This window comes from Selenomonas sp. WCT3 (assembly GCA_900100835.1).
GTDB lineage: Bacteria > Bacillota > Negativicutes > Selenomonadales > Selenomonadaceae > Selenomonas_A > Selenomonas_A ruminantium_E.
The window spans coordinates 1-14,054 of the sequence record FNCM01000024.1 but is presented as its reverse complement, the minus strand read 5'-3'; the positions used below and the strand labels follow the sequence as shown (position 1 = coordinate 14,054).

Annotated in this window: 9 protein-coding genes; 7 read left to right on the top strand and 2 right to left on the bottom strand. The window is 50.8% G+C overall.

Annotated elements, in window-relative coordinates; translation table 11 throughout:
- Positions 1–513: 513 nt before the first annotated feature.
- Complete coding sequence (serC, locus tag BLQ36_RS12955; protein ID WP_074515978.1) at positions 514–1,605, bottom strand: 3-phosphoserine/phosphohydroxythreonine transaminase; 1,092 nt, start codon at positions 1,603–1,605, stop codon at positions 514–516.
- 504 nt (positions 1,606–2,109) lie between these two features.
- Here serC and serA point away from each other — a divergent pair.
- Complete coding sequence (serA, locus tag BLQ36_RS12950; RefSeq protein WP_074515977.1) at positions 2,110–3,693, top strand: phosphoglycerate dehydrogenase; 1,584 nt, start codon at positions 2,110–2,112, stop codon at positions 3,691–3,693.
- A gap of 66 nt (positions 3,694–3,759) precedes the next feature.
- Here serA and BLQ36_RS12945 read toward each other — a convergent pair whose 3' ends face one another.
- A complete protein-coding gene (locus tag BLQ36_RS12945) occupies positions 3,760–5,868 on the bottom strand; it encodes a cyclic nucleotide-binding domain-containing protein (protein ID WP_074515976.1) in 2,109 nt (702 codons plus the stop codon).
- A 216-nt stretch (positions 5,869–6,084) separates the two neighbouring features.
- On the opposite strand from BLQ36_RS12945, the gene BLQ36_RS12940 reads away from it, so the two are divergent.
- The 6 genes from BLQ36_RS12940 to gdhA all read left to right on the top strand — a co-directional run bounded on the left by BLQ36_RS12940 (position 6,085) and on the right by gdhA (position 13,926).
- Complete coding sequence (locus tag BLQ36_RS12940; protein ID WP_074515975.1) at positions 6,085–6,438, top strand: hypothetical protein; 354 nt, start codon at positions 6,085–6,087, stop codon at positions 6,436–6,438.
- A gap of 125 nt (positions 6,439–6,563) precedes the next feature.
- A complete protein-coding gene (locus BLQ36_RS12935) occupies positions 6,564–7,136 on the top strand; it encodes a helix-hairpin-helix domain-containing protein (protein WP_074515974.1) in 573 nt (190 codons plus the stop codon).
- Positions 7,137–7,157: 21 nt separating this feature from the next.
- Positions 7,158–9,554, top strand: a complete 2,397-nt coding sequence (locus BLQ36_RS12930; protein WP_074515973.1) for a DNA internalization-related competence protein ComEC/Rec2 — start codon at positions 7,158–7,160, stop codon at positions 9,552–9,554.
- 79 nt (positions 9,555–9,633) lie between these two features.
- Positions 9,634–9,822 carry a hypothetical protein gene (locus tag BLQ36_RS12925; RefSeq protein ID WP_074515972.1) on the top strand — a complete coding sequence of 63 codons (189 nt, stop codon included), beginning with the start codon at positions 9,634–9,636 and terminating at the stop codon, positions 9,820–9,822.
- Between the two features lie 25 nt (positions 9,823–9,847).
- Complete coding sequence (locus BLQ36_RS12920) at positions 9,848–12,436, top strand: 3'-5' exonuclease (protein ID WP_081342369.1); 2,589 nt, start codon at positions 9,848–9,850, stop codon at positions 12,434–12,436.
- A 140-nt stretch (positions 12,437–12,576) separates the two neighbouring features.
- Positions 12,577–13,926 (top strand): NADP-specific glutamate dehydrogenase, encoded by a 1,350-nt coding sequence (gene gdhA, locus BLQ36_RS12915; protein ID WP_074515971.1) that lies wholly within the window; start codon positions 12,577–12,579, stop codon positions 13,924–13,926.
- The last annotated feature ends 128 nt before the right edge of the window (positions 13,927–14,054 follow it).

Genomic DNA, 14,054 nt, shown 5'->3' with positions numbered 1-14,054 from the left:
GGGAGGATAAAAATTTCGTTCTTAACGGAAAATATCAAACGCTTCGTTTATGGCACTGCCCCTAGCGGCGGCTGACTTTTGGACCTAGAAGCCTTCCCCAGAGGGGAAGGCAGTTTTGTGACGGCTCTAGCCTAGGCGGCGAGGGACACAGTACCATAAGCGTAGCCTTGACGTTCCGCGTTAAGCAAGAAATTTTTGCCTGCGTTCTCGTTGGAAAAGCAGTTTCGTTCAAGCGAAGCGCGTTTAACTGTTTTCCAATTCTTAATTTAAAGGCAAAAATTTCTTGTAGCGGGTTGTCACCGGTAAAGCGTTGGTACTGTGTCCCTCGCCGCCGGAGTAATGTTTCGAATCCGCCCCCTCTCTAACCCTACAAACTGTAATTGGTAAAAAGTGTATGGATAAATTCGCAGAAGCCTCCATAAGGTAGATTAATCGATCTACCTTATGGAGGCTTCTGCGAATTTGTGTCAATATAAAGGGATTTTTTCCAATCCCTTTTGTGTTGCGTATAAATCAGGCGTTTTCCTGGCGGAATTTTTCCATGAATTCGGCCAGGCGAAGCGCACCTTCATAGGGCATGGCGTTGTAAATTGAAGCACGCATGCCGCCGACACTGCGATGGCCTTTGACACCGCTGAGCTGATGCTCGAGGGCTTCGGCAACGAATTTCTTTTCCAGGTCTTCGCTGGGCAGGCGGAAGGTGACGTTCATGAAGGAACGGCTGTCTTTGTCCGCATGGCCACGGTAGAAACCGTTGGAATTGTCAATGGCATCGTAAACGACCTTGGCCTTTTTCTGATTGCGTTTTTCCATTTCGACGAGGCCGCCGTTGGCCTTTATCCAGGCAGCAACTTTGCCGACCATGTAGATGCAGAATGCCGGCGGCGTGTTGTAGAGGGAGTCCTTTTTGAGGAAGGTGCTGTAACGAAGCATCGTCGGCAGGGTTTCCGGACTCTTAGCGAGCAGGTCTTTCTTTGCAACGACGAGGACGACACCAGCCGGTCCGAGGTTTTTCTGGACACCGGCATAGATGAAGTCGAATTTCTGGAAATCTACCGGGCGGGAGAGCATGTCGGAAGACATGTCCGCAATGAGGGGAACGCCCTTGGTATCCGGTACATAATGATACTCCGTGCCATAGATGGTATTGTTATAGCAGAGGTGAACATAGGAAGCTTCCGGATTGATTTTGATTTCATCCTGCGTGGGGATGTGACGGAAATCCACATCCTTGGAGGAAGCGGCAATCTCGCCAACGCCGAGAATCTCTGCTTCCTGGTAAGCTTTGGTGGCAAAGCTGCCCGAGAGCACATAGCTGCCCGGATGGTCTTTGGTGGCAAAGTTCAGCGGAATCATGGCAAACTGCTGGCTGGCGCCGCCCTGGCAGAACAGGACTTCGTAGTCATCGCCGAGCCCCATGAGCTCTTTGATGTCAGCTTTGGCCTGCTGGTGGACTTCGTCATATTGTTTGGCTCGATGGCTGATTTCCAGGATAGACATGCCACTGTGGTGGAAATTTAAGAACTCGGCCTGAGCTTCCTTGAGTACTTCCAGGGGCAGTGTGGCCGGACCTGGGTTAAAATTATAAACGCGGTCTGCTTCCATGGGATAACCTCCTAAAATCATGATGATTCTTTACGACTTCATAAAACGAAGCGTCCGTGACTTGCGGACACCAGGCGTTTTGTTATATTTTAACGCGGAAATTTATGAAAAGCAAGCGAGAAAATAAATTTTGTTTTTCTGAAAAACACACTTGACGATGAGAGGCGGAGACGCTATAATACGGTTATGCACAGGAGAATAGGAACAGACAACGCGAGGAAGAGGAAGCAATAGTGGCTGCCCGCAAAGAGAACTGACGGATGGTGCGAGTCAGAGGGAGAAGCTGTTGTTCCGCCTTGGAGCGGCTGGCGATGAGCCAGACGGGGCGCCCGATACAGCGGCAAGAGAGATATTTTCGGATATCACTTGGGTGGCACCACGGAACTAATAGCTTCGTCCCAAATTGGGACGAGGCTTTTTTCATTTTCAAGAGGTTTTTGTTTTGTCTGTGTAGAAATTAACGAGGAAAGTGTTTTCCACAAAGATATTGGAGGAGCGATGAATATGAAGGTTTTGGCTGCAGATGGCATTTCCCCGAAAGGTATTGAGCTTTTAAAGAAGGAATTTGAAGTCGATGTTAAGGACAAGATTTCCGCAGAGGAGCTGCTGGAAATCATTCCCGAGTATGATGCATTGATGGTGCGCTCGGCCTCTAAGGTCACGGCGGAAGTAATTGCGCGGGCCAAGAACCTCAAGATTATCGGCCGTGCCGGTGTCGGTGTGGATAATATCGATATCCCGGCAGCAACGGCCAAGGGCATTATCGTCATCAATTCTCCGGGCGGAAATACGATTGCGGCTACGGAGCATACCATGGCAATGATGCTTTCCATGTCCCGCAATATTCCCATTGCCAATGAGACGATGCAGAAAGGCGAGTGGAATCGCAAGCAGTATGTGGGCGTTGAGCTTCGTGGCAAGACCTTAGGTGTCATCGGCATGGGCCGCATTGGTGCTGGTGTTGCCAAACGCGCCATGGCCTTCGATATGGAGGTCATTGCCTATGATCCCTATATTAATGAAGAGCGTGCAAAATCCCTGGGGGTCACCATTGGCACCTTTGAGGATGTCATCACCAAATCGGACTTCATCACGGTTCACATGCCGCTGACGCCAGATACCAAAGGTATGATTGGTATGGAACAGATGAAGAAAATGAAGAAGGGCGTCCGCCTGGTCAACTGTGCCCGTGGTGGTATCATCGTCGAAGAGGATTTGGCTGAGGCGGTAAAACAGGGCATTGTCGCTGGTGCGGCTATCGATGTTTACACCAGCGAGCCGGTGGGACCGGACCATCCGCTGGTCGGCGTGCCGGGCATCGTTTTGACGCCGCATCTTGGCGCATCGACGGTGGAGGCCCAGATTGGCGTATCCCTGGATGTTTCCGAGGGGATTCTGGCTGCTCTTAAAGGACAGCCTGTATCGACGGCAGTAAATATGGCGCCGGTATCCCCCCAGGTCATGAAGGTAATCAAACCGTATCTTACGCTGGCTGAGCGCCTGGGCGGCACCGTGGTATCCCTGGCCGACGGTCCGGTGGAGAAGGTGGAAGTCATCTACAATGGTGAAATCACTGAGGTCAACACGGGAATGCTCACCACGGCAGTGGTCAAGGGCATGCTGAATCCTATCATGGAAAATGAAGTAAATTATGTAAATGCGCCGGGGCTGGCCAAAGAGCGCGGCATTAAAGTCATGGAAGTCAAAGAACGGGAAGTTGAAGACTTCACGAACCTCATTACGGTTAAGGCTGTGGCTGGTGGCAAAGAGCTCTCCGTTCAGGGTACGCTGTTCGGCGCTGAAGGCCGCATCGTCCGCATCAACAAGTTCCGCGTCGACGTTGACCCCCATGCTCGCATCCTGGTTTGCCCGCATATCAATCGTCCAGGTGTTATCGGTACGATTGGCTCCCTGCTGGGCAACAACGGCATCAATATTTCCGCCATGCAGGTTGGCAAGACGGAGGTTGAGGGAACAAGTCTCATGGTGCTGACCATCGACAACGATATTCCGGCAGCTGTTATGGAAGTCATCAAGGGGATGGATGGTATCTCCGACGCCAAGCTCGTCAATTTTTACACTATTTAAGGATTAGCGCTATAAAAAAGCTGAGGCCCGAAGAAATTTCTTCGGGCCTCAGCTTTTTTATAGCGCTTACAATTTCAGATATTTTACTTCGTCAAGGATTTCCTGGGGGACGGCATCCGGATTCATGCGCTGAACCTTGCGAAGGACCAGGTCAACGTTGTGAACCCGGGAATTATGGGCCACATTCCAGCGGTCCATAAGCGGCGCATACTGTGGATTGGTGCCGCGTTCATCGCGGAACTTTTGGGAATAGGTGCAGTATTTGAACAAGATTTCCCGGGCAATCTTATTGAGACGTGGCATGCCAAAGGCTTCATTCTGGATGTATTTTTCATAATCGTTCATGAAAATGACCTTGTAATCATTGCGCGCCTTCTGCAGGGACATCTTGATGCGTTCTTTGATGTCAGCCGACAAATAACCGTTTTTGCGGTAGAACTGGAGATAGTTGGTGTATTCCGAGGTAAGGGATGGTTCCGATACGTCGGCATAACGGACGCCTTGGATGCGGCGGCACATTTCCCAACGGAACTGGGCACACATCTGAACTACGGTATTGTCCAGATCTTCGGAATGATAGATGGAAATCATCATATGGGCCGGGGTGGTGCGGCGGACGCCTTCGATTTCCTGCCACATGAGGCCGCGGCTGCCGATGTTGGGCATCAGGATGATATAGGGCTTGACCTCCACATCGTAGATGAAGTGGGGAATCTTGAATTCCGGGAAATTGACCAGCGTGGGTCGGTAGAAACAGCTATAGTCGATATCCGTAACCTTGTCGAAGGCTTCCCGAACCCGAGCTGGGCTGGCAAGACATTTTTCCAGCGGCCGGACGACATCCTGCGCATTGAAAATCGGTACGAAGGTAGCTAGGCGGCCATAAGTCGCTTTATTGGCAATGGTGACCATGTTGCGGATTTCAAAGGAAACCATCGCCTGGGTATCGCTTTGCAGGGAATCGGATTCCGCCTGAGAAATGGAACCGGTGCGAAGTTCCTCGCGGAGGTATTCGAACCAGTCGTTATCGAACTCGTTTTTCGACGGAAGTGCCTGTCCGCGATAGATTTTCAGCAGCCAATCGTAAAGGGAAACGATGCGTTCTTCCGGGTCGTTTTCCCAACCAACGGCAGTCTGGTAAAGAATCTCGGTGTTGGCGGTTCCCGCCAGGGTCTCGTCGACGAAGCCAAAGAGGAAAAACATGCGGACTTCTACCGGCAGGTGGTCCGTATTGAGGCTCTTGAAGAAGGCCGCTTCATATATTTTATAGAAGCCATCAGAGAGGCTGCGGCGGAGATGGCGCATCTCATCGGATTTTTCCAGACGGTCTTCGGTATCCGTATAGGCCTTTACATCCTTGCGGAAGGTATCGGCAGTTTCCTGGTCGACGCCGGAAAAAGCCAAAATCATATCCAGGGCGTTTTGGATATGGGGGGCGGCGTTGGAATCACCGCGATTGTTGGTGTCAACCCGGGATTTGACGTTATAGAAGGCTTCAATAAAGGAAGCTGCACCGGATTTTGTCTGTTCGACAAAGGTCAGGACTGAAAGGAGTTCCTGACTAAATTTGCGGCTGATGGTGGAGGCGCGCATGACGGTCTCCACGCAGAAGCTTACATCTAAAGGGTAATAGCCCTTATCCAGCGCACTTCGCTGGCTGCAATAGGCGCGGCAAAGGTCAGCCTCCCAACTGGAATCAAGTCCGGAGGATTCCAGCGGAATCAGATGCTCGACAAAATCGAATTGTTCTGGTGCGGTGCCGAGCTGGACACACATAAATTTGTACTCGTTGTAATTGTATTTGAGCTCTTTGCAAAGTGATATGGCAGCATCGGTAGTAGCAGTGAGGGATTCTAGAATCGCCGTTGCAAGTTCCATATTCGCAGCTGCGATGACTGGTGCTATTGCCGGTGTTCCCGTAATGGCCTCGACGATATCATCGGGATTCATATAATCCATTGCCATCAAGGTGGCATCCTCTAAGGCTACATAATCGAAGGAATAGGTTTCTCCTGGAAGGTAGGCAGTTCCAGCCATAGAACCGCTTCCCAGGCGTACGTTTATGTCATTCCCATCGGTCATAGCAAGTGCACCAGCTAGGACGATTTCGAGTGTCTTTACCTCGTCGCCTTTCCGATGTAATACTTGACCTTTCCCAATCCTAATCTTCTCCACGAAATAAACCTCCTTGGTTTTCGTTTCTAAACTACATTAATTCGACAATCATCATTCAACAACATAATTTTACTCCAATCGCGGCGTTTATGGCAAGCGTAGAAGGAATAAGAAAAGTCATATAATTCAGTAAACAGTGTTACATGTATACATGCATACAATTTGCATTACATGTAAACATATGTTATTATTTATCCATGGATGGAGGAATGATGTATGTATACAAAAGAAATGTACGTTACCAGAATCAAGTTCATAGCATTGAGCCAAATCAGCCAGATTATGGATGCTGTCAAAGAAACTCCATCCGGATATCGTAGAGATACACGGGAGTATCTAGAGGCTATGTATTATATAGTAGATAATATGTCAGCAGCGAGATTATCAGAAGTGGTCAATACGGTTCATGACAGTTATGCCGAAGTCGGTATGGATGATGATGGCTATGTGGCCGATTCGCTGATGACCATTGCCTTGGCCCAGTATCAAAACGAGCTCGGAGAGCGTAATGTCTATGACATGGGGTGGGACCGTTTGGTGGAAGATTTCTTCCGCACGGCTATCGCCTGATTTTACTATTGCCAACAACTTATCATAATAAACGGAAAAACTCCTGCCTTTGGGCAGGAGTTTTTTCGTGTGGCGCGAAGTAGCAGGTGGTTAGAATAACGAAAGACAAAGGAGGGAAAAGTATCTTGCCTATGTACAAAAAATCCTTATGGATTTTGTTGCTGTTGTTAGCTGCTATTGCCATGGGAACAATATATGGTTCCTATGCACAGGAAAGTGCTGTAGTGCTGGATGAAGCTGGCCGTGAAGAAGGGGGAACGGCCTCTAATATTACAGTTTACGTGACTGGAGCGGTCAATAAACCTGGGATGGTAACGGTAAAAGAGGGGGCACGCGTTGGCGATGCGATAAACACTTGTGGAGGACTTCTGCCTACTGCTGATCAGGAACATATCAATATGGCGCAGGTGCTAAAAGATGGGGAGCAGGTGAAGGTGCCGGAACGGCAAGCTTCCTTACCTAAGGGGAAAGACCAAAAAGCGGGAAAACGGGGAGGAGAAGCGAGCGGGTTAATCAATATCAATACAGCAGATGAGAAGGAACTCGATTCTCTGCCTGGTATTGGCCCGGCTATGGCGAAACGGATTATCGAATACCGGGAGACGGAAGGGAATTTTCAGCGCATCGAGGACATCAAGAAAATAAAGGGCATTGGGGAAGCCAAGTTTACAAAAATCCGGGATAAGATTTGTTTGTAAATCTTAGAGGAGTGGTGGTAAATGGAGACGGGACAGCATCCACAGCTCTTTTTGGCAGGTTGTTTTGCCATGCTTTGTACTGGGATTGCGGCGGGGAAAATAATTGGCGTCCTGAGTCTGGGGGCATTGATGCTGCCGTTTATCCTGCTGCTGCTAGTGGCAGTTTTGCTGGTATGGCGGCGGAGCCCCTTATGTTGGCTGGTGTTTTTGTTGTTGTTTATGGCAGCGGGAATGGTTCGTTTTGTGGTGACGGACAAACTGCCAGGGCAGGACATTTCCCATTTCGCCTGCCAAGAGGTCAAGGTCACGGGAACCTTGCGGGCGGAACCGCGGGTAACAGAAGATTTGACCGGTCAAAAAAAGCTGCGCTATGAAATTGACTTGTCAAAAGTCAAAGTGACTGGTCAGGAACAGGAAGCCTCAGGGGGGATGTACGTTTACAGCCGTGTCAACCCGCAGGAGATTCCAACGGTTCAGGTTGGGGACGAAATCCAGGCGTCAGGAAAAGTCAGAATCCCCCAGGGCTATCAAAATCCGGGGCAGCTTGACACCAAGGCGCTCTTAAAGGCCCAAGGGATTACAGCATCCCTATCCACGGGGAAGCGGGGAATTACCGTAACGCCCAAGGATACGAAGGCCTTTGCCCGCTGGATAATAAGCATCCGGGAACATTACCGGAATCAGCTGGGAAAGGTTATGTCCAAGGAAGATGCCGCAGCCGTTTTTGCCATGTTGTTTGGCGGTTATGAGGGCATCAAGCCAGAATTGCTGCAGGATTTCACTGCGACGGGCATCGTTCACATCTTGTCGGTGTCCGGTTCCCATATCAGTCTGCTGGCGGCGGTGATGGCGTGGCTTTCGGGACTGTTGCGGCTCCCAAAGGGGATTACTGCTGTTATGGTCATGGGGGCAATCACCCTGTACAGCATTCTTTCTGGCTGTGTTCCGCCGGTGATACGCAGTGGAATCATGGGGGGCTTGACCTTTCTGTCACTGGCATTAGAACGGGAGAAGACGGCCGGTTATATTCTGCTGTTGACCGGCATGGTGATGGTGGCGATTTCGCCCTTGTTGCTTTTCCATATCAGCTTTCAATTGTCGTTCCTGGCAACGGCGGGGTTGCTATTCTTAGCACCGGGAATCCGTCAGTGGCTCCGGGGGCATCAGGTGCCGGAACTGGCGGCTGGCAGCCTGGCCATCACCATTGGGGCCCAGGTGATGGCCTTGCCGGTATTGGCCTGGTATTTCAATCAGCTTTCTTTCTCCTCGCTTTTGGCTAATTTGTTGGCGGTTCCGGTGATTGAATTGATTCTGGTGGCGGCTTTGTTTGCCGGGCTGGCAGCTTTGGTGCTTCCTTTGGTAGGGGCAGTCCTGTTTACTGGTGTCAGTCTGTTGCTGGGATTCGTGGCGGAAATTCTTCGGATTCTGGCGAGGCTCCCTGCCAGTCAGATTTGGGTGCCGTCGCCCAATGTCCTAGGAGGGGCGGTTTATTATTTGCTGCTGGGGTGGTTCCTGCTGAAGAAGGAGCAGCAAAAATTTTTCTGCCAGCAACTGGGGCGGCAACGGCGTTTTTGGGCGGCTGCTGGCGCCCTTGGTATCCTGGTAGTGGGGGGCTGGCGTTATGGACAGACGCCAGAGCTTTCGGTGCATTTTGTCGATGTGGGCCAGGGGGACTGCTGTCTCGTGGTGACGCCCAAGGGCCATGCTTTCCTATTTGATACAGGGGGGACAAGAGATGGTGCCTTTGATGTGGGCGGGCGCGTAGTGGTTCCTTATCTGCTGCATTATGGCGTGCGCAGTCTGGATGCCGTATTTTTGACCCATGCCCATGAAGACCATGCGGCTGGCTGTGGCAGTATCCTGCATAAGCTTCCGGTAGGCAAGGTTTACACCGGGGCAGAAGGCTTGTCCGCTTACGCTAGGAGCATGGGGCTGGGGGATAATGACCCGGTACTATCCAAATTGGAAGCAGCCAGGCAAGGAAGCCGACTGCAAATCGATGGGGTAACCATTGAGGTATTATATGCGCCGGTATTGTCGGCAGATATGGTGGCCGGTAATGAGGCTTCCAATGTCTATCGCGTTTCCTATGGAGGCGCGTCGTTCTTGCTCACAGGGGATTTGACAAAGGAAAGGGAACAGAGTCTTTTGCAAGAGGGAATCAACCCGGAAAGCACGGTGATTAAAGCCGGGCACCATGGGAGCGATACTTCCAGTTCGGAAGAATTCCTGCAGGCGGTCCATCCCCGTTGGGCGGTGTTTTGCGTTGGCAGGGACAACAGCTTCGGCCATCCAAAAGAGTCGGTGCTAAAGCGCTATCAAGGGATGGGCAGCAAAATTTATCGGACCGATGAGGATGGGGCAGTGGTGTTCCATACCAATGGCAGAAAGATGCAGGTGGAGACCTATGGCTCTTAAGGGCAGGGAATGGGCTGCTCGGCGTCGAATAAGAATACTCGGACAAAACGCAGAATGAATCATTTAGGAGGAAGTGTTTATGACAGCAGCAGAATTTAGAGAAGTGGCAAGGGCTGAGGGAATATCGGAATCCGCCATTGAACGGGAGATTGCCATGCACGATAAATTCATTCGCATGGGCATGCAGCCGGCATCCTATGAGGAAATGATAGCGGCCATTCGCAAGAAATCCTGTGTTGAGATTTTTGAGTCATCACTGAATTCCTGATACTCGGCGAGAGAGGGGAACATCTTTGGATATTTCGGATTTAAACGAAGCACAACGCCAAGCGGTGGAGGAGCTGGATAAAAATATCCTGCTATTGGCACCGGCGGGAACGGGAAAGACCAATACCCTGGCCTGCCGCATTGCCAGCATCTTGGAAAATCAGCGGGCGCTTCCGGAGGAAATCCTGTGTCTTACCTTTACCAATAAGGCTTGCCGGGAAATGCGGCAGCGGGTGGAGGAAAAGGCTGGGGCGGCAGGCAGCCGGGTGCTGGTACGGACCTTCCACGGCTTTTGCTATGATGTGATTAAGGCCGAGGCAAAGCGGAACTCGGATTTGTTTTCGGATTTTATCTTATTCGACGAGACCGATTCCAAAGGGATTCTCAAAGAAATTTTGGAGGAGGTCTGGCCGCTAAAGGCTGTGCAGAATTTAGTGGCTCAGCTCAAGGAAAAACGGGCAGAATACCATTTTTTCGGTGCCAGTGATAAAGAGGACTACCAAAAGACCTTGGCAAGGCTGATGGAGATGGACGCTGCGGAGGTGCGTGCCCTGGCAGTAGATGATACGTACCGTTATTACGATCAGCTGTACCAGGGATGGCAGGACTGGGGGCCAGGTGTTGCAGCTGAATATGACCAGCGCATACATGAGCTTCACGGATTGGATTTCACGGACCTCATCGTGAGAGCAGGGGAACTATTTTCTCAGCCGGAATTGGCATTGCGCTGGGCTCGTCGCTTTGTCTACATCAATATCGACGAAGTGCAGGATACCAGTGCATTAGAGTATGATATCATATCCCGTATCTTTGGCAGCAGTCATCTGCTGCTTTGCGGGGATTACTTTCAGACGATTTATGAGTGGCGCGGGTCACATCCGGAATTGGTGCTGCGAAAGTATCAGCAGGATTATCAGCCGTGCCGTATTGTGTTGCACGAAAACTATCGGTCGACCCAGGTGCTGCTCCGGGCGTCTTTTGCCAGCCTGCAGGAATTGTTCCCGGAACGGGTGTCGGCCCTTTATCCCGAAGGCATTACCGCAGTTAGTGCCGAGCGAGGGGAACCCATTGTCTTTAAAGGGGCCATGGATTTTTCTGAGGAGGCCCAGTGGATATACTACAGGATTCAGCAGCTGCCGGTAAGCGATTATTCCAGGGTTTGTATTCTGACCCGGAGCAATCGGTATAATAAGGATTTGTCGGCCCAGTTCCGTTCCTTAGGACGCATGCAGCCTGAGGGGCAGCGGCTGCCCTTTATGCTGATTGATGAGGTGAAATTCTTCCGCCGTCAGGAAGTGAAGGATGTGCTGGCATTTTTGCGGCTTATTATCAATAAGCACGATGTGGCTAGTTTTGTCCGCATTTTAAACCGCTTTGGTCAGGGAATTGGTCCTGCGACAATCCGCAAATTGTCCTCGGAAGAATATCGCCGGGCGGGCATTCGGCTGACGGATTTTCTCGACCCCATTGCCCGCAGGGACGGTGACCCCTTTGCGCTGCTCCTTTCCGCTTGGGAGCAGGAAAATCTGGTGGTCTTCGATGTGGAGGCCACCGGCGTGGATACCACCCGGGATGAAATTATTCAGATTGCCGGCATCCGGCTGGCAAAGGATGGCACCATTAAGGAGGAATTCCAGCGGGTGCTGCGGCCTACCCGGCGGGTGGGGGATTCGGTTCGTGTCCATAAGATGACCGATGCGTGGCTCCAGGCAAATGGGGATGATCCGGCAGATGTCCTGCGGGATTTTTGTGCCTTTGCCCAAGACGCGGTAATTGTCGGGCATAATGTGACCTATGACCTTAGTATTCTAAACAGCCATTTGTCGCGGCTTAACCTGCCAGCCTTTTCCTATATCACCTATTATGATACCTTGGATATTTTCCGCCGGTTTTACCCGAATCTTCCCAGTTATAAATTGGAATATTTGGGGGAGTATTGCAGCGTAAGTCATAAGTCTTCCCATGATGCACTGGACGATATTATGGCGACGGCAGAAATCCTTCAATACGTTGTGGAGCGGGAAATTCGCAGCCAGCAGGACACGCGGCGGCAGTTGCTGGCCCAGTGGCTGGATAAATTTACGGATATGGCTGCACTGCTGGATGGCTTTCGGGAGCGGGCGTTGGTTCTTCGCCCCTGGCAGCTTTTGGGAGAAATTGTGGTGGAAGCTGGGGTAAGCGATTATTACCAGCAGCATAAGGAATTACAGCGCATAGAAAACCTGCGGGATTTGTTCCGTCAGGCTCGGGATTTGGATGATAAGGGGATTTCTCCGCTGGATGCTGTGAACCGTTTTTTGCGGTTTACGACCCTTTCCAATACGGAATTGGATGCCTTGACCCAGAAGCCCCAGATTCCCATTATTACGGTTCATCAGGCCAAGGGTTCGGAGTTTGATTATGTGTTTTTGGCTGGAATGCAGGAAGGAACCTTCCCCGGATTTCAGGCCGATAAAGCCGGCCGGCTGGCTGAGGAGGCACGGCTTTTCTACGTGGCCATCACCAGGGCTAAGCGGCAGTTGTTTGTGTCTTGGACCCAGCAGCAATATGGTCATTACCGTCATATGAGCCGGTTCCTGCAATCGATTCCGCGGGAATATGTGCGCAATGAATAGAAATAATGGGATGAAATAATACACTGTGTATTAAAACTATATACAATTGCGACAAAATATAGTATACTGAAACCGTTGGAGATGCATAATTTATGTAATCTTGTAACGGTAAAATAATTTCATAAAAGGAGCGATTTACTTTGGCAGACATGAAACAGTATGTCCAGGATACCCTGGATCTCATTGCAACGCGTGACCCCGAACAAAAGCAGTTCAAAACCACGGTTTCAAAAGTCTTGGAGACTGTCGTACCGGTTCTGGAGAAACATCCGGAATATAAGGAACAGAAGATTCTCGAGCGCATGGTAGAGCCAGAGCGCGTCGTCTCCTTCCGGGTACCATGGCAGGATGATAAGGGTGAGATTCACATCAACCGCGGTTTCCGCGTGCAGATGAACAGCGCGGTGGGGCCATATAAAGGCGGCTTGCGCTTCCATCCTAGCGTTAATCTTGACATTTTGAAATTCCTGGCTTTTGAGCAGGTTTACAAGAATGCCTTGACGGGGCTTCCCATCGGTGGCGCGAAGGGCGGTTCGGATTTTGACCCGCATGGGAAATCGGATAATGAAGTTATGAATTTTTGCCAGAGCTTTATGACGGAGCTCTACCGTCATATCGGTCCGCATGTGGATGTGCCGGCCGGTGACATTGGTGTGGGCGGCCGTGAGATTGGCTATTTGTTTGGCCAGTACAAACGCATCCGCAATGCCTATGATGCAGCCGTGCTCACGGGCAAACGTGTGGATTATTGGGGCAGCTTGGCCCGCCCTGAGGCTACAGGCTATGGCTTGTTGTATTTCGTCAAGAATATGCTCGACGATAAGAATATCAGCCTGAAGGATAAGGTTTTGGTGATTTCCGGCTCGGGCAATGTGGCAACCTATGCCATTGAGAAAGCCCAGCAGCTTGGCGCTAAACCGGTAACCTGCTCCGATTCCAATGGCTATGTCTACGACCCTAATGGCATTGACCTGGCGGCGGTAAAGGAAATCAAGCAGGTTCGCCGTGGCCGCATTAAGGAATATGTCAAGACCCATCCCCAGGCCGAGTATCATGAGGGCTGCACGGGAGTCTGGTCGGTGAAATGCGATATCGCACTTCCCTGTGCTACCCAAGGGGAAATTGATTTGGAGAGCGCCAAGAAACTGGTGGCCAATGGCGTCATCGCAGTAGGTGAAGGCGCTAATATGCCCTCTTCGCTGGAAGCTATTGATTATTTCCAGCAGAATAAGGTACTGTTTGCCCCGGCCAAGGCCGCCAATGCTGGCGGTGTAGCCGTATCGGCACTGGAGATGTCCCAGAACTCCGAGCGTCTGCAGTGGACCTTCGAGGAAGTGGATAACAAGCTCAAGGATATTATGAGCAATATTTATCGCAGTTCGAAAACGAATGCAGAAAAATATGCAGACCCGGATGATTTGGTGGCGGGTGCCAACATCACAGCCTTTGTAAAAGTAGCTGACATCATGATTGCGCATGGTGTGGTGTAAAATAGGTAAATAGATAGAGCCCTCGATGCGTTGGCGTGAAATTTCTACGCATTGGGGGCTTTTTTCAAATTGCAGTTTGTAGGGTAGCTGGGTTCAGATTCGAAGCAGCTCTTCGCCGCCGCTAGGGG